This is a genomic window from Caloranaerobacter longqiensis (assembly GCF_050286925.1).
Classification (GTDB): Bacteria; Bacillota; Clostridia; order Tissierellales; family Thermohalobacteraceae; genus Caloranaerobacter.
Window position 1 is genome coordinate 1 of record NZ_JBFWFX010000007.1, and the last position, 25,789, is coordinate 25,789.

A 25,789-nucleotide genomic window follows, 5' to 3' on the forward strand; every position below is an offset into this window, starting at 1 on the left:
AACAATTAGTTCTAGCCATTACTAATATAACTATGAGAAAACTGGAACAGGAAAATATTAAAGGGTTTAGACGTAAGGATATAGAGCTCATGACTAATATAGTTGTTGATAAGCTAGAAGATTATGTGATTAAGAATTAAGGCTAGGGTGTGATGCCCTAGTCTTTTTTTGTTTTTTTGAAAAATTTGATAAAATTTATTGTGTATGTATTAAGATATAAATACAATATATATTGTATGATTTGAAAATAATAAATTGAGGAGGGGTAGTGGTTGAATGAGATAAAGGATTTATTAAATTTAATGGCAATAAAGGTTATTAACGAAAACAGAAAATATTGGTTGATTAGAACTAAAAGCGGTAAGTATTTTGATGAATTTTATTTTGAAAATTTTATAGCTATTGGTTGGAATAAAATATGTGATTTAGAATTAATTAAACAGGGTGGAGATGAATTAAAAAGAGAGGTAATAAAATGTTACCCAGAAGAAAAAAGACCAGGTTATGTTGCAAATCAAATAATAAGATTTGTAAAAGAGATAAAAAAGGGGGATATAGTATTAGTTCCGAATAAAGATTCGAAGTATATTGCATTTGGAGAAATTTTAGATGACTCTATTTATATGGAGGAAATAATTAATGATGAATTGTTAGAAACAATGGATGAATCAGATATAGAAGAGTATTTAAATGATGAAGGAATAGAAGAAGAACCATGCCCATATGTAAAAAGAAGGAAAGTAAAGTGGCTAAAAACGATTAATAGTGATAAATTAGATCCCTATTTATATAGAGTTCTGCATTCTCATAATACAATTAGTGATGCAAATAAATATGCTCATTTTATTGATAGAAGTTTGCATTCTATATTTATAAAAGGTGATAAAGCGCATGTTATTTATGAAGTTAATGAGAAAAAAGAAATTCCAGCTATAGATATAATAAATTTTATTAATAGAGTAATTTCTATTGTTAGTGATTTTAATAATATAACAAATAGCAATTTAAACAAAGAAGATATTGATTTAAAAATAAATGTTCAATCTCCTGGACCGATAGAATTTTCTGGGCCGATAATAACTATTTTAGTTATGGCTTATTTAATAAATTCAATAATTGGTGGCAAGTGGAATATAGACTTATTAGGTCTTAAAATAAATCACGAAACAGAAGGATTGTCCAATAAAATATTAAAGTATTTTGAAATTAAAAATAAACATGAAATAGAAAAAATGAAACAACGCAATGAATTAATCAATTCAATAAATAAACTTAAGATTAAACTACCAGAAATAAATGAAGTATCATTAGATGCAATTGAAAATATAGAAAATATAGATAAGAACGAACAAGATAAAAACGAATGATAATAAAAGCAAGTGCTTAGCACTTGCTTAAATATTTTTCGTATGGGGAACTTACTTTAACAAATTTCTTAATGAATAAAATTGACGTTACTGAAAATAAAATCTCATAGAGATAAACTATGTTAAATAAGACTATTTCTCTTAAATTAAATAAATAGCCAAGTGTATATTTTTGAATCAAAAATAGCAATGAAAATATTAAAATGTAGCTACCTAATTTACTAACAAAATCTAATAAACGTAAAACAAGTTTCATGGTAGCCCCCTCCTTAATTTAATTATAACTCAAAAACGAAAAAAAACAATAAAAAATATTGCGAAATGCATTAAAATCTATAACAGTTTTTTAGCAAAAGATAAGCATAAACAATATATAGTATATAGTAGTTACTATAACTATGATATATAGTATATTCGTTAAAGTAACAGAAAATTATTTTTTTCAATTATATTAGATGCTTTAAATGTGTTAGACGAATTAAAATAGGTGGCAAGCTGCCACCTGTTTTTTTTAATTTTTTGTTACTGATAACATAACGGTACATAAAAACTGTTCACTTTATCAAACCTTAAGTGAACAGTTTTCAAGCAGCCAATTCATTTATATATTCATTTCTTCTTGACCATTTTACAGGTATAATACCATATTCTTTAAATGCATTTAATATTGAATTTGAAACTTTTTTATCTATATCATTTATAAAAGTATACAATTTTGCATCAGATGCTCTTGTTGCTTTTGTATCATTCCATGAAAACATAATAGACTTAGCTAAATTAGTATCTATATTATTAGCAATTTTTATTATTCGTTCAGGCATGTGTCTTGATCTTGGAATTGCAAAATCAAAATTGTAACTAAATCCGCTTTTGCCTACAAAATGTACATTAGGAATATATCTTATATCATTATCTATTAAGAAAGCTTCGACGTCTTCGATAAAAATAGATATTACACTATTTTTAGATAAAACAAATAAATCGTTTACGGCAAGCATAGCTTGCAATAGATTGTGTTTTTTTAACGGATAATCAGAAACATTACATTTGATAGTTAATGCATTATTTTCATCTAAATTAACACCAAAACCGTTTAGTATTGTATTTAATATCTTTTCTCTTTTCGACGTATTGAATTCAAAACCAGAAAGCATTAAATCGCTAATTGTATACCCATCATCAGACAGAACATAACCATTATCAGTTTTAATTATATATATTTGCATATAATCGTTGTGTCTATCGACAAAAGGAGTAGTAAGTTCTAAAACATCATCTTTAACATCATCTTTTAAATTTTTAATAGTTATATTTTCTTTCAACCAAGAAAGATAAGAGTCTATAAAATTTTTTGAATCTATCATTTAAATCACTTCCTGAATAGATGGAATTTTAGTTATATTGCAAAATTTACAAAATTCTAAAAAAGTCTGTGTTAGATTAGATAAATTAGTAAATGTTATCTCTTTAAATTCGTCTAAAGGATATGCCCATTTAATTCCCCAGCCTTCTTTATATATATGAATATGAGAAGGAGATATTACTGTTCCATCTGGATTTCTATGTGGCTTTGTGTCAATATCTAATCTAACAAGATGTATATTTGTCATGTATCTTTTTTGGTAAGTACATCTTGTAAGTTTTAATGTACCCTTTCTATTTATGTCTAATAAAAATTTCTCTTTGCCATCAGACGAAACAACATCTAATTTAACAAAATCTGCTGCTTTAGGGAAAATAATTTGGCTATCCATTATATATTTTTCCATTTTTATTAAATTATCAGCAGTTTCTTGTAATAACATATGTATTCTCTCCTATATAAATAATATTTATGCATTTATTTTAATCTTTTACCTTTTTATATATTTTATTATAACAATATATTGAATATAAATAAATGGTAGGTTAGCGATATTTTTATCTGGCAATAAGTAGTAATTAGCTACTTATTGTTTTTTGTTTTGTAAAAATAGTGTTGTATTACTAATATAGTTAGTAGAAAACAATGCAAAAACAATCATCAAATGCATTGAAAGAGTTTAAATATAGGTGGCAAGCTGCCACCTGTTTTTTTAAAAGTTATTTTGCAGACATTTTGCAGACGTCAAAAATACGTCAAAAATAAAATGTTATTTTAGGTTTATTTATGTTATTATAAAAAAGATAAAATGCAGCTAAATTGCTAATCTAACTTATTTATGTTTATATTTTCGTTTGATTTCGTTCTTGAAAATAGTTATACTAATACTAGTTATATGTATTATTTCAGTTATTTCAATAAAATTAATAAGAAGCAATGATATAAAGATAGATGAAGTAGGACAAGATATTAATGATATAGAAGATGAAGAAAATGTTAATACTTCACAAAAAAATATTGAAGAGGATACAGATAGAATTATAATGGTTCATATAAGTGGTGAGGTTTATAAGCCAGGATTAGTTATTTTGAAAGAAGGTGATAGAGTTATAGATGCTGTTAATGCAGCAGGAGGACTAAAAGAAGAAGCAGATTTAGACAGAATAAATTTGGCTAAAAAACTTGTTGATGAAGAAAAAATATATATACCTAAAAAAATGAAGAGAATTTTATTAACAATTCTCAAGAAAACGTTATATTTAATACGAACGTAAGTACCAATAAAATAAATATAAATAATGCAAGTCTTAATGAACTCATGGAATTACCAGGGATAGGTAAGGTATTAGCAGGCAGAATTATTGAATATAGAACTAAAAATAGATTCAATAGTATAGAAGAGATAAAAAATGTTTCTGGAATAGGAGAGAAGAAGTTTGAAGCAATAAAAGATTTAATAACAGTTAATTAGTTAGGAGGTTAAAGATGGCAGAAACGCTTAAAAGGCTTACAGAGTTAACTAATAGTTCTGGCTGAGCTGCTAAGATAGGTCCTGAGACCTTGGCACAGGTTCTGTGTCAATTACCTAAGACATATGATGACAACCTAATCGTAGGTATTGATACATCTGATGATGCTGCTGTATATAAAATCAATGAAGACATAGCAATAATCCAAACAGTTGATTTTTTTACACCGGTAGTTGATGATCCATATACTTTTGGACAAATAGCAGCGACAAATTCATTAAGTGATGTATATGCTATGGGTGGAGAACCAAAATTAGCTATGAATATAATTTGTTTTCCAAATTGTCTACCTCCTGATATCATGGCTGAAATTTTAAAGGGAGGATATGATAAAGTTAAAGAGGCAAATGCACTTTTAGTTGGGGGACATACTGTAGAAGATAATGAGCCAAAATACGGTCTATCTGTAACAGGTTTTATACATCCAGATAAAGTAATAAAAAATTGTAATGCAAAAGTAGGAGATTTATTAGTATTAACTAAACCAATAGGTTTAGGTATAATAAATACAGCTATCAAAGCACAGATGGTTGACCAAAAAACATATAATGAGGCAGTAAAAGTTATGACTACTCTAAATAAAATTGGGAAAGATGCTATGATGAAAGTTGGTGTAAATAGCTGTACTGATGTAACAGGTTTTGGGCTAATAGGTCATGCATTAGAAATGGCTTTAGGTAGTGATGTTACAATAAAAATATTTAGTAATAAAGTTCCTATTTTAGAAAGTGCAAAAGAATATGCAAAAATGGGATTGATTCCAGAAGGGGCATATAAAAACAAAAGTTTTGTAAATGATAGAGCATATATAAATGAAAATATTAAAGAAGAAATAAAAGATATATTATTTGATCCGCAGACATCTGGAGGACTTTTGATTTCAGTAGATAGAGCAAAAGCAGAAATGCTTATGGAAAACCTTAAAAATAATCCAGTAGATTATGCAATAATTGGAGAGGTTATTAGTAAAGATAAATATCCAATAATAGTTGAATAAAGTTTAATACTTAGGAATGGATGGTGTATTATGAATAACAAAATCAACTTATTTTCAATGCTTCCAAAAGTCGATGAATTACTATCTGATAATAGAATAAAAAGTTTGATGGATGAAATGCCAAGAGAATATGTTGTTGAAGCTATTAGAGAAGAATTAGATATCATTAGAAAAGGCATAAGAAATGGGAAATATAATGTAAATACTTTAAAAGAAGAAATAGAAAAATTATCTTTATATATAGTGAAAAGAGCAACTAATAAAGCTAAACCAAATTTAAAAAGAGTCGTAAATGCAACAGGAGTAGTTATTCATACGAATCTTGGCAGATCACTTATAAGTAAAAGTGTTCTTAATAACGTTGTTGAAGTTGCTAGCAATTATTCGAATTTAGAGTTTGATTTAGACAAAGGAATACGAGGTTCTAGGTACAGTCATATAGAAGAAATTCTTACTAAAATTACAGGTGCTGAAAGTGCATTAGTTGTAAATAATAATGCAGCTGCAGTAATGTTAGTTTTAAGTACATTAGCAAAAGGTAAAGAGGTAATAGTTTCTAGAGGAGAATTAGTGGAAATAGGTGGTTCTTTTAGAGTACCAGATGTAATGGAGCAAAGCGGTGCTAGGTTAGTCGATGTCGGCACAACTAACAAAACTCACCTATGGGACTATGAAAATGCTATAAATGAAGAAACAGCTGCACTTTTAAAGGTTCATACGAGTAATTATAGAATTCAGGGATTTACTTCTAGTGTAGAATTAGATGAACTAGTCGAATTAGGGAAAAAATACGATATACCGGTAATTGAAGATTTAGGAAGTGGCGTTTTAGTTGATTTATCAAAGTATGGATTATGTTACGAACCCACAGTTCAAGATTCGATTAAAAAGGGTGTAGATGTTGTAACTTTTAGTGGAGATAAACTTTTAGGAGGGCCACAAGCAGGAATTATAGTAGGTAAAAAGATTTATATTGACAGAATGAAAAAGAATCCACTAACTAGAGCATTTAGAGTGGATAAATTTACACTTGCGGCATTAGAACCTACTCTTAGTTTCTATCTTGATGAAAATGAAGCTATTAAAAAAATTCCTACACTTAATATGATAACCATGTCTAAGGATGAGCTTAATGAAAAGGCTAAGATTCTTTTTGATAAAATAAAGACAAATATTAATGATAAGTTAGAAATTAAAATAGTCGATCAGTTTTCACAAGTTGGGGGAGGTTCATTACCTCTTGAAAAATTACCGACTAAAGCGATTGAAATAAGCTCATGTTTAATAGGTACTTCTGAGTTTGAAAAAAGTCTTAGAATGTATGAAACCCCTATAATATCAAGAATATACAAAGATAAGCTCTATTTAGATGTACGAACAATACATGAAGATGAATTTGATATAATTGCTAATGCATTAAAGGCTATAGTAGATAACTTATAAAGGGGTGTTTATATGAAAAATGTTATTATAGGTACTGCAGGACATATAGATCATGGGAAAACAACACTTATTAAAGCATTGACAGGTAGAGAAACCGATAGATTAAAAGAAGAAAAAGAAAGAGGAATATCTATTGAGCTAGGTTTTACATATTTTGACTTGCCTAGTGGAAGAAGAGCAGGAATTATAGATGTTCCTGGGCATGAAAAATTTATTAAAAATATGCTAGCAGGCGTAATTGGTATGGATATTGTAATATTGGTTGTAGCAGCAGATGAAGGTGTTATGCCTCAGACCAAAGAACATTTAGATATATTGAATTTGTTAGATATTAAAAAGGGCTTAGTAGCAGTTACCAAAGCTGATTTAGTAGACGAAGATTGGTTAAGTCTTGTAATAGATGATATCAAAATGCAGCTTAAAGGTACTTTTTTGGAAAACAGCCCAGTTATACCTGTATCCTCAACAAAAGGAATAGGAATTCGTGAACTTATAGAAACTATAGATAAGCTTACAGAAGAAGTAGAAGAAAGAGATATTACGGAAACTCCAAGGTTACCAGTTGATAGGGCTTTTACAATATCAGGTTTTGGAACAGTAGTTACTGGTACATTAATATCTGGTAAATTTAAAGAGGGAGATGAAGTCCAAATTTTCCCTGGAAATAAAACAAGTAGAATTAGATCTATACAGGTACACGGTAAAAATACTAGTGAAGCTTATGCTGGCCAAAGAGTAGCAATAAATTTGGCTGGTATAAAAAAAGATGAAGTTGATAGGGGAAATGTGATAGCTCCTATAGGTTCAATGAAATCTACAATGATGTTAGATGTAAAACTACATTGTTTAAAAGATTCTAATAGGATTATAAAAAATCGTGCAAGATTGAGACTATATCTAGGTACTAGTGAAATATTAACAAGAGTAATATTACTTGATAGAGAAGAATTATATCCAGGAGAAAGTTGTTATGCCCAATTAAGGTTAGAAGAAGAAACAGTAGCTAAAAGAGGAGATAAATTTATTATTAGATTTTACTCGCCTATGGAAACAATTGGAGGTGGAGAAATATTAGATTCAAATCCACCAAAAAGAAAGAGGTTTGACGAAGCTATAATAAAGGAGTTTGAATTAAAAGAGAAAGGAAAGCCTGTTGATATAGTAGAAAACTTTATCAATGAAAATAGCAGAGAGTTTCCTAGTATAACAGATGTAGCAAAAAATACTGTTATTCCTCAGGATAAAATAGAGTTGCTAGTAAATGAATTACTGGAAAAAAATAAAATAGTTAGATTTAGCTTATTAAATGATAAACACGTGATTCATAAGGATTATTTTTCTAAACTTACTAAAGATGTTATTGAAGAATTAAATACATATCATAGAAATAACCCATTAAAATCAGGGATGCTAAAAGAGGAATTAAGAAGTAAATTATTAGGGCATATTAAACCTAAACTAGGTGATTTGGTGATAAATAAATTGAGCGAAGACGGTATAATTAAAATTATATTTGATAAAGTTGCATTAAAAGATTTTGTTCCTGAATTTAATGATTTACAAAATGAAATAAAAAATCAGTTAGAGAGTATATACATAAAGGGAAAGTACGCGCCTCCTAGAAAAGATGAAGTAATATCCCAATTAAAATATAAGAAAGAAGAAGTTATACAAGTATATGATGCAATGATAGATCAAGGAATACTTGTTAAAGTAACTGATGAATTAGCATTTCATAAAAAAGTATATGATGAATGTCTAGAAAAACTTAAAAAGTTTATTGAAGATAATGGTTCAATAACATTGTCTCAATTTAGAGATTTACTAGGAACTAGTAGAAAGTTTGCTATAGCTTTGTTAGAAGATTTTGATAGAAAGAAGATTACTAAACGCATTGAAGATAAGAGAGTTTTACTGTAAAATAGATAAAAAGACAAAGAACAAAATCTTCGATTTAAATAAATTATATAAGGTAGATTTTGCCTATATCCATTACGGAAATTATATTTAAATAGTTTAATAAGAAATATAATTTCCTATGGATTATAAAAGAAGGATTTTTGATGAATTTTGTAGAATCATTTCAATGTAGATTGATTTTAAATAAATAATTTGAGGTGATAAGATGGGCAATCATATTTTAATAGTAGACGATGAGCCCTTAATGGTTAAAGGTTTGAAGTATAGTTTGGAACAAGATGGATATAAAATAGATACTGCTTATGATGGTAATGAGGCTTTAAAAAAAGCTTTAGAAAATAGTTATGATTTAATCATACTAGATCTAATGCTTCCAGGAATTGATGGGCTCGAGGTATGTCAAAAAATTAGAGAGAAATCACAAGTACCTATTATTATGCTAACAGCTAAAGGTGAAGATATAAATAAAATTTTAGGGCTTGAATATGGGGCTGATGATTATCTTACAAAACCTTTCAATATTTTAGAGTTAAAAGCAAGGATAAAGGCAATTCTTAGAAGGGTAGTAGCTAGAGAAACGAAAATAAGTGACCAAGTTATTAAAGTCGATAACTTTACGATAAATACTTTGGGTAGAAAAGTAACAGTAAGAGGTAAAGAAATTAATTTAACGGCAAAAGAATTTGACTTACTTTTATTGCTTGCTTCTAATCCAGGTAAAGTTTTTAGTAGAGAGGAGCTATTAGAAGTTATTTGGGGATATGAATATTTTGGCGATTTGAGAACTGTTGATGTGCATATAAGGAGATTAAGAGAAAAAATAGAGAAAAACTCCAGTCAGCCTGAATACATTCTAACCAAATGGGGAGTTGGTTACTATTTTAGGAACAGAGCATAAAAGAAAAAGATTTGTTAGTATAAGGTGGAAGCTTGTGTCCACCTATTTATTATTGGTCTTAATATCACAAATGATAATTAGTATTTTTATAAGTCAGAATATTCTAAACATCTATATACAGGAAAAACGTCAGGAAATATTAACCAAGTCTAATATTTTGTCCAATAGAATTAAGTTTTATTTGACGAATAATAAAATTTTAGTATTAGATAATCTATTAAAAACGCTTGTAGAAAATTATAGTAAAGAAATTAAAGCAAGAATAATAATAGTAGATAAAGATAATATGGTTAAAAGTGATTCGAATAATGAGTTTGAAGGCTCTAGATTATATCATTCCGAAATTCAGAAAGCACTTGCGGGTATAAGTAATTCAAATGTTTACAGTTTTAAAGAGTATGGACATGTTATGTATGTAGCAGTACCAATTATATTTGATGATGAAATAATAGGAGCTACATTTGTATCAGTATCATTAAATGATATATATAATGTAGTTAATAGAATAAATAACAAACTGAGATTAATTTCTTTAGTAAGCATAATTTTAGTAGCAGTAATGAGCTTTATATTTGCAGATTTTATAACAAAACCGATTTCTGAAATGACCAAAGCAATAACTAAAATGGCACAGGGGAATTTAGGACTAAAAGTAGAAATTAAAACAAATGATGAATTTAAGCAGTTAGCTAATGCTTTTAATGTTATGAGTACTAAACTAAGTCAAGTTGATAAACAGAGAAAAGATTTTGTAGCAAATGTTTCACATGAATTAAGAACACCATTATCTTCTATTAAATTACTTTCTGAGTCTTTACTACATCAAAAAGAAGTAGATGCTTCAGTTTATAGAGAATTTTTGCAGGATATAGATTCAGAAATAGATAGACTAAATAGTATAATTGACGATTTGCTTATCTTAGTGGATTTGGATAAAGAAAAATTAACACTTGACTTTAAAACAACATATATTAACTTTTTCTTAGAAAAAATAATTGCTAGACTTAAGCCTTTAGCTGACAATAAGAAAATTAGTTTAGATTATATAGAAAAGGAAAAAATTCAGATAAAGGTAGATACTAATAAAATACAGCAAGCTGTAATAAATATTATTCATAATGCAATTAAATATACTCCTGAGGGAGGTAGAGTAGAGGTTAAACTATATACTGAAGGAGATTATGTAGTGATTCGTGTTAAAGACAATGGAATAGGTATACCTAAAGAGAGTTTGCCCCAAATTTTTGATAGATTTTATAGAGTTGACAAGGCTAGGTCAAGAAGTACTGGAGGTACTGGTTTAGGACTATCAATTGCACATCAAATAGTAAGTTTACATCAGGGAACTATAGAGGTAGAAAGTGAATTAGGAAAGGGAAGTACATTTTATATTAAGATACCTATTGATTTAAACTTAGCTTAATTTGGGGTGTTAAGATGAAAAGTAAAATCTTAATATTAGCTTTGAGTTTTATTTTCTTTTTTACTGGTTGTAATAAAAATAAAACAATTTATGAAGAAACAAATAGTTATTTGCCTATTAGTCCCTTTCCTAAAAAAAATATTCATAATATAACCCTCTATTTTCCAGATAAAGATTTAAACTATTTAGTTCCTGAAATTAGAGAAGTTGATATAAGAAACTATCCGATTGAAAAAATAGTTATTGAAGAATTATTAAAGGGACCACGTAACGAACAATTAACTAATTTAATTCCTTCAGGAACGAGACTAATTTCAACTGACATTATTGGGGAAGTTATATACTTAAATTTTTCGAAGGAATTAATAAAAGAAGGTTTAAGTGAGAAAGAAGAAGCTTTAGTATTATATTCTATTATTAATTCAGCTGCACAGATTGAGAATGTGGATAAAGTACAGATACTTATAGAAGGTGAAGCTAGAGAAGTATTTTATAAATATTTTACTATTGATAAACCTAAAGAGCCTAGTTCATTAATTATCAATAATAAATATGTTAGTCCGATTAGTACAGTTATAGAATATTATAATAATATTATTAGCCAAAACTATATTGAAGTTGCTAATTTATTTCATATTAATGAAGAAAAAAATATGAATTATTATACTATAGGGGCTTATTTTCAGAATTACTATGGTAATATTTCAGAATATTTAGTGAAAGAGTATAAAATAAATAATTATGATAAATTTGTAAATGTTTATGTAGTTTTAGAATTGTTCTATAACAACGATATGAATAAGAAAACTCAGGAGCAGGAGTTTATTTTAATTTTAGAAAATAGTAGGTTTAAAATTAATGAAATATTAAATAAAAATTTTCTTATAGACATAAAGTGAAAAACATTTTATTAAAAATAAAATATTTTTTGTAGGTTTTCATATGTTAAAATAAAAAAGTACTTGAAAATATATTAAAAAATCACTATAATTAATATTGCAGCAGTAATGGGGATAGATGGCGGCTGGTGTCGCCTCTGGTCTTCAAAACCAGTACGGGGCGTTAGGAGCGTCCTGGGTGGGTTCGATTCCCACATATCCCCGCCATTAATTAATATTTAGAGAAGGTATGCGGCATGAAAGTCGCTTTTTTTGTTTTTTGCATTTTTTGTTACATTCTTTGAATTTAATTTTGGGATTGGTATAATTATAGTAGTAGGGTATTGAAAATATATTTACATTTAAGTATAAATTGCTTATTGAAAGGGGATTTCCTATGAGTTCAGGAAAAAATATAATGGTTTGTGTTACACAACAAAAAACTTGTGAAAGATTAATTATGAAAGGATATAAGGCTGTAAGAAGCGATAATGATAAATTATTTGTAATACATGTGGTTAACGAAAAAGATAAGTTCTTGAATAATTCAAGTGATGGAGAGGCTTTAGAATATTTATTTAATGTTTCAAAAAAAGTAGGTGCTGATTTAACTGTATTAAGATCAAAAGACGTAGTGAAAGCTATGACTGATTTTGCTAAAAATCACAATATTACTAATATTATTATGGGTGCTTCGCCAGATGGTGAAGATTTAAAAGATCATAAAATAGCAATGAAACTAAAGCAGATGTTACCATTTGTTGACTTTACTATTATTTAGAAATAGTTGAATTAAACAAACTCTCTTGGGAATAATAAAAATACTGTAAATAATATATTTATCCAAGGGAGTGTTTTCATGGGAAAAAGATTAAATTTACTAGTATTTAGTGGTGATTATGATAAAGCTTTAGCTTCTTTAATTATTGCTAATGGTGCCAAGGATTTAGGTATAGATGTAACTATGTTTTTTGCATTTTGGGGCTTATTAGTTATAAGAGACCCAACCAAATTAGAATTTGAAAAGAAATCTTTTCTTCAAAAGATATTTAGTTTTTTTATACCAAAGGGAATTGAGAATTTGAGTTTATCAAAAATGAATATGGGTGGAATGGGACAGAAAATGTTAAAAAAGATGATGAAAGAAAGTAATAAACCACTACTTGTTGATTTTTTAAATGGTGCTAGAAAAAAAGGAGTTAAATTCTATGGTTGTAAGTTATCACAAGAGGTAATGGGTTTTAAAAAAGAAGAATTAATACCAGAAGTAGAAATTATAGAAGTATATGAATATCTCAAAGATGCTTTAGAGTCAGATATACAATTATTCATCTGAATAAAAATGGGGGGACATTATGTCTTTTATTAAAAGAGCATCTACAGCTATAAAATATTTATTAGATAGTAACGTTCCATTTTCAAAAAAGATATGGATTATATTAGGACTTATCTATTTAATTAGTCCAATTGATTTATTACCAGAACCGATATTAGGGTTTGGGATTATTGATGATATAGTTTTGATATTATACATTCTAGCTAAGCTAGCTGAGGATTTAGATGAATATATAAATAAAGAGAATAAAATAATAGAAAATGTCGAATATGAAGTTAAAAACGAAAAAGATTAAATATATTCATATTTGATGTCTAAAAACTGTGACAATTCGCATAAAAAATGGTAAAATAGACATATAGTCAATCGAAAGGAAGATTATATGTCGAGTAAAATATTTGAAAATCTTACCGCTATAGACATATATATTGAGAATAAACATCAGAAAATTATAAGATGTAAAGGTAAAATTTCTGGTGATGAGTATCTAGTAAATATTTTATTTGACAAGAGTTTATTTAAAAAAGAAGAATTAATTATATTAAAAGAAGAATTTGATTTAGTAGAAAAGGTTGAAGAAACTGAAAAAGGTGTTTATATAATTACTAGGCACGATGTCTATGAGAATATTTATGAACATATTCAAAAAAATAAAATTACCCTTAGCAATCAAATCAATTATGCAACTTTGATTTTAGAGAAAATAAATAAGATTAAACATTTACCATTAGAAGTTATATCATCAGCTGCAAAAAGTAACAATATTAAAGTAGATAAAAGTAATAAGTTGATTTTTACAGGACTAATAATTTTATCTGATGATAAACCTGTATCGTATGGTCAGATTTTAAAAGATATTGCCAATTTATTACATATAATTTTTGACGGTAATGAAATTTATAATGATAAAATATCTAAAGAAATACCACCAGATATACAAAAAATAATTGTAAAGTGTTTGGAAGAAAGATATGCGACTTTTGATGAAGTATTAAAAGATTTGAAATCATCTAAAATATACAGATTGATAAATCCAGAAAGAGAAGAAGGAAGAAAGATTCACTCTGTTAGAACTAATTTAAAAAAGAGAAAAATGAAATTCAAGATTAAAAAAGGTGCTCTTGTTTTAAGTATAATTGCATTTGTGTTATTGCCGTTTGTAGCTATTTCAATAGGCAAGATGATAAAATTAAATAAAGAAATAAAAGTTCCAATGAATAAAGAAATTACTATAGATGACTTAGAAAGCAAAAATAAAACACAAGAAAATGGTATATCTGAGCAAGATGATGTTGTAGATAAAGAAAGTGATAATACTTATGATGATGAAGAACTTTTAAGTTACTTTGATGAGGAGATGATTAATTCATTAGGGGAAACAAATATAGCGAGTATTTCCGAAGAAAAAATTTTTCAAGGTAGTTATTCTCTTAAAGTAGACAATTCTAAGGGTAAAAATGAAGAGTTTTTAATAGGATTAGTTGATTTGAATAACGAGAAATTTGATTATTTAAAAAATAGGAATGTAGATATTTCTATGTGGATAAATTCAAATCAAACACAAGATGCAATTATAACTTTGGAATTAATGAATAAAGATAAAATCCTCAGCAAAGTTAGCAAAAAAATATATATTATTAAAGATAATTGGACTTTATATAATTTAAATATAAATACAGATGCAGGAGATTATATAAAGATTTATATCACATCTGAAAAAGCAAGCGATATATGGATAGATTCATTTTCAGTAGAAATATTAAAGTAGGGCATATTGCCCTACTTATGTATCATTTAAGTTTATTTGCTAAATCACGTTCTGCTTGTTCTATCATTCTTCTAACCATGTATCCTCCTACATATCCTGCATATTTACCACCGTTTTTTAAAACTTCCCTTGTAATTGGGTCTATGTCTTCTCTTTCGTGTATTTTATCAAGACCTAATTCGTTTGCAATTTCTAGTTTTAATTCCATTAAAGCTTGTCGTGCTTCTGGAGCAGGTCTATTTCTTTTTGCCATTTCAACAACTCCTTTCTTTTTTATTTATAGTTTTCCTAATATTTATTTAATTAAATCATGATAAATTTACCAAATTGCAAATAGAATATGAACAAAATCATCGATTTAAATAGATTTAGGTAGATTTTGTTGAAATCCATTACAGAAATTATATTTGATTTTATTCGTAATTTAATAAGGTATATAATTTCCTATGGATTATAAAAAAGAGACATGCACAAAAAAATCGTGTTGCAATATACTATAAATTAGATAAGACAAAAGCGATAATGAATATCAATTGAAAAGGAGGATTATTATGAAGGGTAAAATTAAAAAAGTGTTTCCAGGAGGTAATACTGCAAAAGGATTTTATTCGTATTATAACTATATAATAGAAGATGATGCAAACCGAATTTTTGTTATAAAAGGTGGTCCAGGAGTAGGTAAATCTTCTATGATGAAGAGAATAGCTCAAGATTTATTAGAATTAGGTTATGATGTTGAATATCATCATTGTTCATCTGATAATAATTCGATTGATGGAATTGTTATTCCTGAGCTAAATGTAGCAATGATTGATGGTACAGCACCACATGTAGTTGACCCTAAAAACCCAGGAGCAGTAGATGAGATAATACATTTAGGTGACTACTGGGATGTAGACAAAATGGAAAAAAATAAAGAAAATGTATTAAAAACTAATAGAGAAGTAGGTAGATTATTTAGAACTGCATATAAATATTTAGAAGCAGCAAAACCTATATATGAAGACATAGTTAATAAAAATAGTGAAGCAATGGATTTTGGAAAAGTAAATATAGAAACTCAAAAATTGATCGAAGAAATATTTAGAGATATTAAAGTAAGTGAAGAACCAGGAAAAGATAGACATTTATTTGGTAGTGCATATACTCCAAAAGGATGGGTAGAATTTACAGATACTATTTTACAAGATGCAGAAAGAATATATTACATTAAAGGTGATATTGGAACAGGTAAGAGTACATTATTAGAAAGAGTATATAAAGAAGCACAGAGACGAGGATTAGATGTTGAAGTATATCATACACCACTTATACCAGAAAAAATAGAAACAGTATTTATCAAAGGTATAAATGTTGGATTAACAACTAGCGAAATGTTTAAAGATAAGAATAAAAAAGTTATAGATTTGAATAAATTCTTAGATATGAAGCTAATCGAAAAATATCAAAGTGAGCTTGAATATGATAAAGAAATAATGAATGATTTAATAGAAAATGCAATAAAGGTTATTAAAAAAGCCAAAGAAACACATGACTTACTAGAAACAAACTATGTACCAAACATGAACTTTGATGAGGTAGAGAGAGCAAGAAAAGAGATAGTAAGAAGAATATTAAGATATAAAAATAGAAGAAGCTAATGGTTATACACCAGGGGTTATACTGCCCTTGGTGTTGTTTTTTTAATTCTTGATAAAATACTTATAAAATCAATTTAATATTTTTTACCTATTTTTTGATTTATGGTAATATATAGTTAAAGATTATAAGGGGGATAAGAGTTAAGGAAAATATGTTTACATTTTGATAGAGGATAAGCAAGAAATACAAGACATATATGGAATAAATCAATTATACTATCTAACTAAGTAGGTAAATTAGGGTAATGAGGTCATGGTATCTGTTCCATGTTTTTTTATTTATATGAAAAAACTAAAAGTTAAATAAAGAAAGGGTGGAGCGTGATTAAAAAAAACATATATATTTTTCTAATGATATGGCTATGTAGTGTTATGTTAGTGGGATGTGATAATTATACTAAATTAACTTTTAAAGAAGATATAGATTTTATTAAAATACAGATTGGAGGAAAATATAAAAAGATTACTAATCCAAAGGATATTGATAATTTGATTTCTTTAATCGAAGAATCAAATTTAAGAAAAATTAAAGAAAAACAAAACGTGATATATTATAAAATCAATATATTTATTCATTCAAATGCAAAAGCAGAATATAAGAAAATTACTGTGATTAAAGATATAATATTTTATAATGGTAGCTACTATAAAAGTGAAAGCAATTTAGGGGAGCAGATTGAGAAGATTTATTCAGATATGAATTATCCAGAGTTAATTGATAAGGATGAAGCTAAAAAAATCAAAACTAAGAAAATGAATAGAAGAAATTTATCATTACAAAAAGCTTTGGAAGGTTATTGGATTGATTCAAAAGGAAATTGTTTATATTTTAAAGACAGATGGTTATATCAAGGAGAATATGAGTTTAGGTACATTATAAATTTTATAGAGAAAAATGAAAATTACATATATATTTCAGTATTTGGAGTGAAAGGTTTCTTTACGAAGGGGAAAAAGCTTTTTGACATGCATATAACTATAGATGATACTAAAAACAATTTAAAATTAAAAAAAGAAATGGTCGGAGGATATACATATAATTACAATATGATTTATGTTGATGGTGAGAATTACAAACTTGGAGCTTTTGAATCTAATTTTTTTAGAGATTAAACTAGATATCAAAGCTAAAAATTAAATTATGAAAATTTGTATACATCAATGAAAGTGGGGGATTAAGATGAATATATCAATAAAAGAATTTAATGAGGATATATTTACAATTACAGCAGAAATGATTACAGAATTATTGAATTATCATAGGAAATTAAATAATGCACCAAAGCAGTATTGGCATACACTTGAAGACGGAAAAGAAACTTTGAAAAAATGGATAAATACAGGAAGTGTTTATAATATCTTTTACAATGGAGAAGTAGTAGGGTTTTTCTATGTTAGATATGGTGGACAAAATGTAGCTTGGTTGGAAGATTTATATATAGTAGAAAAATATAGAGGAAAGGGGATAGGAAAATATGCTATGGCTAAATTAGACGAGATTATGACTGAAAAAGGTATAATTTCGATATTTGTTGACGTTATACCAAGAAATATAAGTGCGATGAAGTTTTATATAGAATGTGGCTTTGACCATCTTAATATAATCCAATTAAGAAAAAATTATGATAAGAGATTAGATAAAAAAGATGAAGTACAAATTTTAGGGTTTAATTTAAAGAAATATTAAGAAACAAAAGAACAGCAGACTGTGCGAAAACAAGTGCATAATTCTTTGTATTAAAGTTAAATTTACAAGAATCTAGTTATTAAATTTAATAAACATATATTAACTATCAGCTATATTTTTGTACTATATATTTGCATGAAATATTATACTGAGCATATTTAGAATGATTTTAGAAGTTGTCTTAAAAAAGTATGTACTTTAATCAGATTAAGAGATTTTCAATTGACAGTAGAGTATTCCTTTGGGACTATTAAAAGATATTTTTTGTGTCAGTTACATTTTATAATAAGAGCTAATACCAAAGATATAAACAATAGAGGTATTGAAAATTTATAAAATATAGCATTTGACCATTGTTTTTTATATTTTTCTCTACAAAATTCATGAAATTTCATAATTTTGCCTTCACTATCTTTAGAATCATCTTTAACAAATTCTGGTTTTATTAAGCTGTTTTGTTTTCTGCGATACCTATGATAACTCAATAGCTTTAAAAAACCTACATTACGAATATGAACTATAAGGGCAATACACAGGTAAATTAAACCTAAAATAAAAAAAGCATTTGAAAGTTTGAATATAAATGAATAATTTTTATTTAAGATTATGTACAATAATGTGAATAAAGTGGTTATAGCAGTTAATATTCTCATAAAAAGCCTCCTTATTGTTAATTTTAAAGCCAAATTTATGATACTATAAAAATAATACTATAAATAGTAAAAGATTTCAAATAATAGTTATTAATCATAATATCAAGTTTGTTCTTATTTGCTTTATCCTAATAAGCCTATCGAATAATATAGCCTACATGACCTTCTGTATTATATCCTATATGATTTTCCTTGTATTTATTCACAATACTATCCTAATTTTTTTTTAGTATTTTTACATGTTTGAAATTTATTTCAGATAATATGACTATGTAATTGAAAATGGAATGAAACCTTTGCTTTAAGTAAATTGAGGGAGATTTTGTTAAAATCTGTTAAGGAAATTATATTCAAATTATTCGCAATTTAACAAGATATATAATTTTCTATGGATTATAAAAAAATTGTATTTTGCAATAATAGAACAAAAAGAAATCAGAAAATTAAAAAAATATTGACATTGACAAAAAAATCATATAGTATTATTTTATGGAATATATATTCCATAAAATAGAAAGATATTTAGGTAGTTGTAAAATTAATTAGATGTAGATCAAAAATAGAAATAAAAGTAAAAAAGTTTATTTAAGTTTAGAAAATAAGAAAAAATACCTAGAAAATTATGATGGGGGTGGCATAATAAAACAAAGATGTAGCTAACCAAATTAACAGATTCATTAAAAATAAAATAATTTATTTACAAACAGTTTTCAGAGGGCTTCTCCTTTCTTTGAAGTTACATAATATTTCTAAAAAAAGTAGGAGAACCCTTTAAAATAAAACCAAATAAATATAATTTTTTTTTAGTTGCAGAATTTTGCAACAAACTAAAAAAATATTATAAAGGGGGAAGGGTATGAAAACAACCAAAAAACTATTAGTTATTTTTTTAACAATGACTATGATTATGTCATTGTTTGTAGGGTGTGACAAGAGTGGAAATGATACTAAAGTGGACAACGAAGTAGGAGTAACTGATGATGAGAAAAAAGACGCAGATGAAAAAGAAGAAGAATCACAAAAAGAAGAAAATGTAGTAAAAGTATACAGGGATACTAATAGCAAAACAAAGACTTTAAATCCTCATATTTACGAAACAACTGCTGAAGGCGATACAATGATGTATGTATATGGTAATTTATTAGAAATGATTACAAATGAATCAGGAGATAGTTACGAATTGTTCCCATTCCATGCTAAAGAATTACCAAAGAGGAATGAAGATGGAACTGTATGGACAGTAAAATTAAGGGATAATATTAAATGGGATGATGGAACACCAATTAATGCACATTCGTATGTATATTCTTATAAAATGCTGTTAGATCCAAAGCTAAAAAATCATAGGGCTAATGTATTCTTTGGAGAAGTTACAATTAAAAACGCTAAAAAATATTGGGAAGGAAAAGCTAAATGGGAAGAAGTAGGAATTAAGGCATTAGATGACTATACATTACAGTTTGAATTGGAATTCCCTGTACCTGAAATGGATTTCTATCTTTTATTCACAGATGGAGGAGCCACTTCTCCAGTACATGAAAAATTATATGAAGCTGGTATGAATGAAGATAGAACAGAGACTAATTATGGTACCTCTTTAGAAACTACACCTTCATGTGGAGCTTATAAGCTAGAGGAATGGATTAGAGACCAATATAAAGTATATGTAAAAAGACCAGATACTCCATTATCTGATATTTATGTGCCAGATAGAATCGAGGAAAGAGTTGTAGAGGAAGCTTCAACAGCACTTCAATTATTTGAAAGTGAGCAAATTGATACTACTAGTGTATCTGGAACAAATTACGAGAAATATGAAGAAGATCCAAGATTAGTATTTGCTGAGTCTACAACTGTTTGGTCAATGTTTATAAATATGACTTCTGAAACTAACCCTATTCTGAAGAATAAAGATTTTAGAAAAGCGTTATTCTGGGGTATGGATAGAAATGTAATTGCAAAAGATATAATGAAGACAGCAAAACCAGCACCTTATGTTGTTGCAAGCGGTAAAATAGCCGTTCCTTCAAAAGGATTAAGATATCGTGATACCGATGCAGCTAAATCGATATTGCCTAAGAATAATGGTTATGATCCTGATTTAGCTAAAGAGTATTTTGAAAAGGCTTATAAGGCTAACGGTAATAAACAAATAATTGTAGAGATTCAGTATTTCGATACTAGTGAGAACTTAAAGAAAATAGCAGAATTTTTAGAAGAGAGTTATGAGAACTTATTTGGAAAAGATAAATTAGATATAAAATTGAGAGCCGTACCATGGCAGGGTGTATATGAAAATATGGAGAATGGTAAATTCGATATAGCTTTTGGCGGATGGGCAGGTAGTAGATTTAACCCATGGTCTGGTATGGAAGTTTATACTTCTGAATTTACAAATAAAATCGATAAATTCTATAATAAAAAGTTTGATGAATTATGGGAAAGAACGACTAAAGGCGATTTGATCTTTAAAGAGAAAGAAAGATTAGAGGCCTTAGCTGAGATGGAGAAAATGTTATTAGATGAAGTTCCATTTTCACCTATGTTTGAAAGTCGTGCAGCAGTATTGTTCTTAGATAGAATTAAATTGAAAACTGGCGGCAAATATATTCCAGGTGATGGTTTTGCAGTATTACAAGCAGATATAGTTGATTAATTAGAATATTGTTTAAGTTTAAAAAACCTCGGGCTTTATGCCCGAGGATAGAAATACATTTAATCGCTAATGACGTATTATTTGCTATTGAGAGGTGTAAATGAGATATGTTAAGATATATTATTCAAAGATTAATCGCAATGGCAGCTACATTATTTATAATTGTTAGTCTATCGTTCTTTGTACTTCGTTTGATGCCGGGCAGTTTTATTAGCGATCCGTTGATGCCAGATGATGTTAGAGAAGCGATAGAAGACAAATACCATTTAAATGACCCATTAATAGTTCAATACGGATATTTTCTAAAAGATTTTGCGAGACTAGATTTTGGAGTTTCAGTAGCTATACAGCCTAAAGTTCCAGTAAATAAAATTCTTGCTACAAAAATTCCAGTATCTATGCAAATCAATATTTTTTCATTAATACTAACAATACCGCTTGGAACTATATTTGGAATTATGGCAGCTTTAAAGAAAAATAAAGCTGCAGATCATATTATTTCAGTAATGGTTATATTATTTATATCTATTCCATCATTCGTATTCGCTTCTACATTACAATATTTCATTGCATTCAAATGGGATTTATTACCGATATTAGTATCAACCGAAAAAACTTTAACTTGGTCGAAATTTGCATCAATGATTCTTCCGATTTTGAGTTTATCGTTTGGTGGTATAGCAGTTATTACAAGATATATGCGTTCAGAATTATGTGAGGCTTTAAACGCTGAGTATATGCTTTTAGCAAAAGCAAAGGGGTTAAATCAATTACAGGCAACTATAAGACATGCTATCCGTAATTCATTTATCCCTCTTGCAAACATAATTATTCCTATGTTTACTGGGATTATATTTGGTGCATTGGTAACAGAAAAAATATTCGGTATACCAGGAATGGGTAGTGTAATGATTGACGCTATTAACTCAAATGATCATCCAGTTGCTATTGGAGTATTGTTCTGGTATACATTGATTGTTCTTATAACTATTTTAATTGTGGATCTTTCATATGGAATAATAGACCCTCGAATTCGTGTTGGAGGTAGAAAGTAATGAAAACGGCAGTAGATAAAAAAATAAATAAAAGCGATTTTGAATTTGTTCAGTTAGATACTGAAATTCATGATCAAGAATTTGAAGGACAAGCTATTGGTTTTTTTAAAGATGCAATGCTTAGATTTGTAAAAAATAGAAGTGCATTAGTAGCGGCTATTATTATTTCGATTATAGTAATTCTTGCAATATTCGGTCCAATGATGAATAAATATACTTATAGAGAACAGCACATAGAATGGGCTTATTTGCACCAAGAATTCCTGGCCTTGAGAAGATTGGTATTTGTGATGGTACAAAAGTGATGAGAGTGAGAAAAGAAAATTTAGAAACTAAGTATAAAGGTTCAGTCGTTGAAATTATTAAAGAGTATAAAGAGAAAAATGTAGATATGGCTGAGGTTAGAATCGATATGTACAAATATAAAAATGCAGAAGATAAATATTTTTGGTTTGGAACAGATTCTTTGGGACGTGATCAATGGACACGTTTATGGAGAGGTTCTAGGATATCTTTGATTATAGCTTTGTTGGCTGTTAGTATTAATGTGATTATTGGGGTTACATATGGTTCTATTTCAGGGTATTATGGCGGTATGGTTGATATGATCATGCAGAGGATTATTGAAATTCTTTCAGGAATACCACAATTGGTAATTGTTATATTGTTTGTTTTATATATAGGCCCTGGTATCATACCGATAGCTATATCGATGGTACTTACAGGATGGATAGGTATGAGCCGTATGATAAGGGCACAATTCTATAAATATAAAAGAATGGAGTATGTGTTAGCTTCTAGGACAATGGGAGCGAGAGATGCGAGACTTATTTTTAGACATATTCTTCCAAATGCTATTGGGCCAATTATTACTATGGCTACATTAGCTATTCCGGGAGCTATTTTTGGTGAAGCGTTTTTAGCATATTTAGGATTGGGCCTTCAAGCTCCAGAACCTTCAATTGGTGTATTGTTAGCTGAAGGGCAAAAACAATTATTAAATCATCCTCATTTGACTGTGTTTCCAGCTATTGTAATTTCTGTTTTAATGGTTTCATTTAACCTATTTGGGAATGGTTTAAGAGATGCATTTGACCCAACACTAAGAGGACATGAATAGAAGTGAGGTTGTTGTTATGGAGAAGAGAGAGAAGATATTACAAGTCAAGGATTTATATATAACTTTCAATACTTATTCAGGTAAAGTTCATGCCGTACGTGGTGTGAGTTTTGATTTATATAAAGGAGAAACGCTAGCTATAGTTGGAGAGTCGGGTTCAGGAAAATCTGTTACCAATAAAGCGATAATGGGATTATTGTCTAAAAATGCCAATATAGAAAAAGGGGAAATAATTTACAAAGGCGAAAATTTAATTGAATATTCAGATAATGACTTTACAAAAATTAGAGGGACAGAAATTTCTATGATATTCCAAGATCCTATGTCATCATTAGATCCTATTATGAAGATAGGTAAACAGATTACAGAGGCATTGAGGATTAAATATAAGATTAAAAAAGAAGAAGCTAAACGCAGAGCTATCGAATTAATAGAAGCTGTAGGTATACCTGAACCTGAAAAGCGTTATAATCAATATCCTTTCCAGTTTTCTGGAGGAATGAGGCAAAGAATTGTAATTGCAACAGCTCTTGCTTGTGATCCGCAAATATTGATTTGTGATGAACCTACAACAGCTTTAGATGTAACAATTCAAGCACAAATATTGGAATTAATCAAAAAAATTCAAGAAGAACGTCAATTATCTGTTATATTTATTACTCACGACTTAGGAGTAGTTGCTAATGTTGCTGATCGTGTAGCAGTTATGTATGCTGGTAAGATTGTTGAGTATGGAACTGTTGATGAAATATTTTATGATCCTAAGCATCCATATACGTGGAGTTTATTGGCTTCAATGCCAGATTTAGATACTACTTCTTATGACGAGTTATTTGCAATACCTGGTACACCACCTAACATGTTATACCCACCAAAAGGTGATGCTTTTGCACCTAGAAACAAATATGCTATGAAAATTGATTTTGAAAAAGAGCCTCCAATGTATAAAATAAGTGATACTCACTATGCAGCTACTTGGCTTCTTCATCCTGATGCTCCTAAAGTTGATATGCCTGATATTCTTAAGAAACGTATCGAGAAGCAGAAGAAAAAGGCAGGTGTTATGAATGAAGCACTTTGATGAACAGCCAGTTTTAGAAGTTAAAAATTTGAAGCAGTATTTTACTAGTGGATTTGGTAGAAATAAGATAGTTGTAAAGGCTGTAGATGGTATAAGTTTTAAAATTTATAAAGGTGAAACTTTTGGGTTAGTTGGAGAATCTGGATGTGGGAAGACTACTACAGGACGTTCTATAATAAGGTTATATAAACCTACTGGTGGAGAAGTATATTTCAATGGGAAGTTAATTTCAGGGAAGCTATCTAAAAATGAGATAAGAGAAGTAACTCGTGGGATTCAGATGATTTTTCAAGATCCTATTGCTTCTTTAAACCCTAGAATGACTGTTAAAGAAATAATTGGTGAAGGATTAAAGATTAATAAACTATGTAAAAATGAAGATGAAATGATGGAAAAAGTGTATGAAATGCTTGAAACTGTTGGTTTGACAAGAGAACATGCTAATCGTTATCCACACGAGTTTTCTGGGGGGCAAAGACAGCGTATAGGTATTGCAAGGGCGTTAATTACAAAACCAGAATTAATAATTGCTGACGAACCTATTTCTGCACTAGACGTATCAATTCAGGCACAGGTTTTAAACTTATTGAATAAGTTAAAAAAGAAATTTGGATTAACAATTTTATTTATAGCCCATAATTTATCAGTTGTTAAATATTTTTCAGATAGAATCGGAGTAATGTATTATGGGAAAATAGTTGAACTAGCTGATGCTGAGGAACTATATAAACATCCAATTCATCCATATACTAAGTCGCTGCTTTCAGCTATACCATTACCAGATCCTAATTATGAAAGAAATAGAAAGCGTATTTTTTATGATCCAAGTATTCATAATTATGATAAAGAGAAGCCTGAGTTGGTTGAAATAAGGCCAGGACATTTTGTTTATGCTTCTAAGTCAGAAGTCGAACAATATAAAAAAGAGTTGTCTGAACAACCTAACTCCTATGCTTAATAGGAGTTAGGTTTTCT

The 25,789-nt window shown here is 28.2% G+C and carries 26 protein-coding genes and 1 tRNA gene; 23 read left to right on the top strand and 4 right to left on the bottom strand.

Annotated elements, in window-relative coordinates; translation table 11 throughout:
• Positions 1-272: 272 nt before the first annotated feature.
• Positions 273-1,367 carry a restriction endonuclease gene (locus tag AB4Y15_RS07440; protein ID WP_427339449.1) on the top strand — a complete coding sequence of 365 codons (1,095 nt, stop codon included), beginning with the start codon at positions 273-275 and terminating at the stop codon, positions 1,365-1,367.
• A 584-nt stretch (positions 1,368-1,951) separates the two neighbouring features.
• On the opposite strand, the gene AB4Y15_RS07445 is transcribed toward AB4Y15_RS07440, so the two are convergent.
• Both AB4Y15_RS07445 and AB4Y15_RS07450 read right to left on the bottom strand, forming a co-directional pair.
• Complete coding sequence (locus AB4Y15_RS07445) at positions 1,952-2,731, bottom strand: DUF1828 domain-containing protein (protein WP_427339451.1); 780 nt, start codon at positions 2,729-2,731, stop codon at positions 1,952-1,954.
• A complete protein-coding gene (locus AB4Y15_RS07450; protein ID WP_427339452.1) occupies positions 2,732-3,172 on the bottom strand; it encodes a DUF6978 family protein in 441 nt (146 codons plus the stop codon).
• A 412-nt stretch (positions 3,173-3,584) separates the two neighbouring features.
• On the opposite strand from AB4Y15_RS07450, the gene AB4Y15_RS07455 reads away from it, so the two are divergent.
• The 13 genes from AB4Y15_RS07455 (at position 3,585) to AB4Y15_RS07515 (ending at position 14,922) form a co-directional block, all read left to right on the top strand.
• Positions 3,585-4,004 (top strand): SLBB domain-containing protein, encoded by a 420-nt coding sequence (locus AB4Y15_RS07455; RefSeq protein WP_427339453.1) that lies wholly within the window; start codon positions 3,585-3,587, stop codon positions 4,002-4,004.
• Between the two features lie 44 nt (positions 4,005-4,048).
• Positions 4,049-4,201 (top strand): ComEA family DNA-binding protein, encoded by a 153-nt coding sequence (locus tag AB4Y15_RS07460; RefSeq protein ID WP_427339454.1) that lies wholly within the window; start codon positions 4,049-4,051, stop codon positions 4,199-4,201.
• A gap of 14 nt (positions 4,202-4,215) precedes the next feature.
• Positions 4,216-5,256 carry a selenide, water dikinase SelD gene (gene selD / locus AB4Y15_RS07465; protein ID WP_427339455.1) on the top strand — a complete coding sequence of 347 codons (1,041 nt, stop codon included), beginning with the start codon at positions 4,216-4,218 and terminating at the stop codon, positions 5,254-5,256.
• A gap of 30 nt (positions 5,257-5,286) precedes the next feature.
• Positions 5,287-6,699 carry an L-seryl-tRNA(Sec) selenium transferase gene (gene selA, locus AB4Y15_RS07470; RefSeq protein ID WP_427339456.1) on the top strand — a complete coding sequence of 471 codons (1,413 nt, stop codon included), beginning with the start codon at positions 5,287-5,289 and terminating at the stop codon, positions 6,697-6,699.
• 12 nt (positions 6,700-6,711) lie between these two features.
• Positions 6,712-8,619, top strand: a complete 1,908-nt coding sequence (gene selB / locus AB4Y15_RS07475) for a selenocysteine-specific translation elongation factor (RefSeq protein WP_427339457.1) — start codon at positions 6,712-6,714, stop codon at positions 8,617-8,619.
• Between the two features lie 205 nt (positions 8,620-8,824).
• Complete coding sequence (locus AB4Y15_RS07480) at positions 8,825-9,517, top strand: response regulator transcription factor (RefSeq protein WP_427339458.1); 693 nt, start codon at positions 8,825-8,827, stop codon at positions 9,515-9,517.
• Positions 9,518-9,674: 157 nt separating this feature from the next.
• On the top strand, positions 9,675-10,940 hold the full coding sequence (locus AB4Y15_RS07485; protein WP_427339459.1) for a sensor histidine kinase: 1,266 nt from the start codon (positions 9,675-9,677) through the stop codon (positions 10,938-10,940).
• Between the two features lie 14 nt (positions 10,941-10,954).
• The gene (locus AB4Y15_RS07490; RefSeq protein WP_427339460.1) at positions 10,955-11,839 is read left to right on the top strand and encodes a GerMN domain-containing protein; all 885 of its coding nucleotides are present in this window, start codon (positions 10,955-10,957) and stop codon (positions 11,837-11,839) included.
• Between the two features lie 110 nt (positions 11,840-11,949).
• Positions 11,950-12,046, top strand: a tRNA-Sec gene (locus AB4Y15_RS07495).
• 169 nt (positions 12,047-12,215) lie between these two features.
• Positions 12,216-12,599, top strand: coding sequence for an adenine nucleotide alpha hydrolase family protein (locus AB4Y15_RS07500; RefSeq protein WP_427339461.1), 384 nt, complete (start codon positions 12,216-12,218; stop codon positions 12,597-12,599).
• A 78-nt stretch (positions 12,600-12,677) separates the two neighbouring features.
• Positions 12,678-13,154: a DsrE/DsrF/DrsH-like family protein gene (locus tag AB4Y15_RS07505; protein ID WP_427339462.1), complete on the top strand. Its 477-nt coding sequence runs from the start codon at positions 12,678-12,680 to the stop codon at positions 13,152-13,154.
• Positions 13,155-13,173: 19 nt separating this feature from the next.
• The gene (locus tag AB4Y15_RS07510) at positions 13,174-13,449 is read left to right on the top strand and encodes a YkvA family protein (protein ID WP_427339463.1); all 276 of its coding nucleotides are present in this window, start codon (positions 13,174-13,176) and stop codon (positions 13,447-13,449) included.
• 87 nt (positions 13,450-13,536) lie between these two features.
• Positions 13,537-14,922, top strand: coding sequence for a hypothetical protein (locus tag AB4Y15_RS07515; RefSeq protein WP_427339464.1), 1,386 nt, complete (start codon positions 13,537-13,539; stop codon positions 14,920-14,922).
• Positions 14,923-14,944: 22 nt separating this feature from the next.
• On the opposite strand, the gene AB4Y15_RS07520 is transcribed toward AB4Y15_RS07515, so the two are convergent.
• Positions 14,945-15,175, bottom strand: a complete 231-nt coding sequence (locus tag AB4Y15_RS07520; RefSeq protein WP_427339465.1) for an alpha/beta-type small acid-soluble spore protein — start codon at positions 15,173-15,175, stop codon at positions 14,945-14,947.
• 298 nt (positions 15,176-15,473) lie between these two features.
• Between AB4Y15_RS07520 and AB4Y15_RS07525 the strand changes: the two genes are divergently transcribed.
• The 3 genes from AB4Y15_RS07525 to AB4Y15_RS07535 all read left to right on the top strand — a co-directional run bounded on the left by AB4Y15_RS07525 (position 15,474) and on the right by AB4Y15_RS07535 (position 18,249).
• Positions 15,474-16,562, top strand: a complete 1,089-nt coding sequence (locus AB4Y15_RS07525) for a PRK06851 family protein (RefSeq protein WP_427339467.1) — start codon at positions 15,474-15,476, stop codon at positions 16,560-16,562.
• 321 nt (positions 16,563-16,883) lie between these two features.
• Positions 16,884-17,675 carry a hypothetical protein gene (locus AB4Y15_RS07530; protein WP_427339468.1) on the top strand — a complete coding sequence of 264 codons (792 nt, stop codon included), beginning with the start codon at positions 16,884-16,886 and terminating at the stop codon, positions 17,673-17,675.
• A 67-nt stretch (positions 17,676-17,742) separates the two neighbouring features.
• Positions 17,743-18,249: a GNAT family N-acetyltransferase gene (locus tag AB4Y15_RS07535; protein WP_427339470.1), complete on the top strand. Its 507-nt coding sequence runs from the start codon at positions 17,743-17,745 to the stop codon at positions 18,247-18,249.
• 269 nt (positions 18,250-18,518) lie between these two features.
• Here the strand turns inward: AB4Y15_RS07535 and AB4Y15_RS07540 are convergent, their stop codons facing one another.
• Positions 18,519-18,902: a DUF3899 domain-containing protein gene (locus AB4Y15_RS07540; RefSeq protein ID WP_427339471.1), complete on the bottom strand. Its 384-nt coding sequence runs from the start codon at positions 18,900-18,902 to the stop codon at positions 18,519-18,521.
• Between the two features lie 856 nt (positions 18,903-19,758).
• Between AB4Y15_RS07540 and AB4Y15_RS07545 the strand changes: the two genes are divergently transcribed.
• The 6 genes from AB4Y15_RS07545 to AB4Y15_RS07570 all read left to right on the top strand — a co-directional run bounded on the left by AB4Y15_RS07545 (position 19,759) and on the right by AB4Y15_RS07570 (position 25,772).
• Positions 19,759-21,558, top strand: coding sequence for a peptide ABC transporter substrate-binding protein (locus AB4Y15_RS07545; RefSeq protein WP_427339473.1), 1,800 nt, complete (start codon positions 19,759-19,761; stop codon positions 21,556-21,558).
• Positions 21,559-21,665: 107 nt separating this feature from the next.
• Positions 21,666-22,613, top strand: a complete 948-nt coding sequence (locus AB4Y15_RS07550; RefSeq protein ID WP_427339474.1) for an ABC transporter permease — start codon at positions 21,666-21,668, stop codon at positions 22,611-22,613.
• The gene (locus AB4Y15_RS07555) at positions 22,613-22,918 is read left to right on the top strand and encodes a hypothetical protein (protein WP_427339475.1); all 306 of its coding nucleotides are present in this window, start codon (positions 22,613-22,615) and stop codon (positions 22,916-22,918) included. Before AB4Y15_RS07550 ends, AB4Y15_RS07555 begins: the two co-directional genes overlap by 1 nt.
• Positions 22,918-23,733 carry an ABC transporter permease gene (locus AB4Y15_RS07560; protein WP_427339605.1) on the top strand — a complete coding sequence of 272 codons (816 nt, stop codon included), beginning with the start codon at positions 22,918-22,920 and terminating at the stop codon, positions 23,731-23,733. The genes AB4Y15_RS07555 and AB4Y15_RS07560 overlap by 1 nt, the downstream gene beginning before the upstream one ends.
• Positions 23,726-24,814 carry an ABC transporter ATP-binding protein gene (locus AB4Y15_RS07565; RefSeq protein WP_427339476.1) on the top strand — a complete coding sequence of 363 codons (1,089 nt, stop codon included), beginning with the start codon at positions 23,726-23,728 and terminating at the stop codon, positions 24,812-24,814. Before AB4Y15_RS07560 ends, AB4Y15_RS07565 begins: the two co-directional genes overlap by 8 nt.
• Positions 24,801-25,772 carry an ABC transporter ATP-binding protein gene (locus AB4Y15_RS07570; RefSeq protein WP_427339477.1) on the top strand — a complete coding sequence of 324 codons (972 nt, stop codon included), beginning with the start codon at positions 24,801-24,803 and terminating at the stop codon, positions 25,770-25,772. The genes AB4Y15_RS07565 and AB4Y15_RS07570 overlap by 14 nt, the downstream gene beginning before the upstream one ends.
• Positions 25,773-25,789 lie beyond the last annotated feature (17 nt).

Coding starts and splice junctions, on each gene's coding strand:
- AB4Y15_RS07445 (WP_427339451.1), bottom strand. CDS start 2,731: ATGATAGATTCAAAAAATTTTATAGACTCTTATCTTTCTTGGTTGAAA.
- AB4Y15_RS07450 (WP_427339452.1), bottom strand. CDS start 3,172: ATGTTATTACAAGAAACTGCTGATAATTTAATAAAAATGGAAAAATAT.
- AB4Y15_RS07460 (WP_427339454.1), top strand. CDS start 4,049: ATGGAATTACCAGGGATAGGTAAGGTATTAGCAGGCAGAATTATTGAA.
- selA (WP_427339456.1), top strand. CDS start 5,287: ATGAATAACAAAATCAACTTATTTTCAATGCTTCCAAAAGTCGATGAA.
- selB (WP_427339457.1), top strand. CDS start 6,712: ATGAAAAATGTTATTATAGGTACTGCAGGACATATAGATCATGGGAAA.
- AB4Y15_RS07480 (WP_427339458.1), top strand. CDS start 8,825: ATGGGCAATCATATTTTAATAGTAGACGATGAGCCCTTAATGGTTAAA.
- AB4Y15_RS07490 (WP_427339460.1), top strand. CDS start 10,955: ATGAAAAGTAAAATCTTAATATTAGCTTTGAGTTTTATTTTCTTTTTT.
- AB4Y15_RS07500 (WP_427339461.1), top strand. CDS start 12,216: ATGAGTTCAGGAAAAAATATAATGGTTTGTGTTACACAACAAAAAACT.
- AB4Y15_RS07505 (WP_427339462.1), top strand. CDS start 12,678: ATGGGAAAAAGATTAAATTTACTAGTATTTAGTGGTGATTATGATAAA.
- AB4Y15_RS07510 (WP_427339463.1), top strand. CDS start 13,174: ATGTCTTTTATTAAAAGAGCATCTACAGCTATAAAATATTTATTAGAT.
- AB4Y15_RS07515 (WP_427339464.1), top strand. CDS start 13,537: ATGTCGAGTAAAATATTTGAAAATCTTACCGCTATAGACATATATATT.
- AB4Y15_RS07520 (WP_427339465.1), bottom strand. CDS start 15,175: ATGGCAAAAAGAAATAGACCTGCTCCAGAAGCACGACAAGCTTTAATG.
- AB4Y15_RS07525 (WP_427339467.1), top strand. CDS start 15,474: ATGAAGGGTAAAATTAAAAAAGTGTTTCCAGGAGGTAATACTGCAAAA.
- AB4Y15_RS07535 (WP_427339470.1), top strand. CDS start 17,743: ATGAATATATCAATAAAAGAATTTAATGAGGATATATTTACAATTACA.
- AB4Y15_RS07540 (WP_427339471.1), bottom strand. CDS start 18,902: ATGAGAATATTAACTGCTATAACCACTTTATTCACATTATTGTACATA.
- AB4Y15_RS07545 (WP_427339473.1), top strand. CDS start 19,759: ATGAAAACAACCAAAAAACTATTAGTTATTTTTTTAACAATGACTATG.
- AB4Y15_RS07550 (WP_427339474.1), top strand. CDS start 21,666: ATGTTAAGATATATTATTCAAAGATTAATCGCAATGGCAGCTACATTA.
- AB4Y15_RS07555 (WP_427339475.1), top strand. CDS start 22,613: ATGAAAACGGCAGTAGATAAAAAAATAAATAAAAGCGATTTTGAATTT.
- AB4Y15_RS07560 (WP_427339605.1), top strand. CDS start 22,918: ATGAGAGTGAGAAAAGAAAATTTAGAAACTAAGTATAAAGGTTCAGTC.
- AB4Y15_RS07565 (WP_427339476.1), top strand. CDS start 23,726: ATGAATAGAAGTGAGGTTGTTGTTATGGAGAAGAGAGAGAAGATATTA.
- AB4Y15_RS07570 (WP_427339477.1), top strand. CDS start 24,801: ATGAAGCACTTTGATGAACAGCCAGTTTTAGAAGTTAAAAATTTGAAG.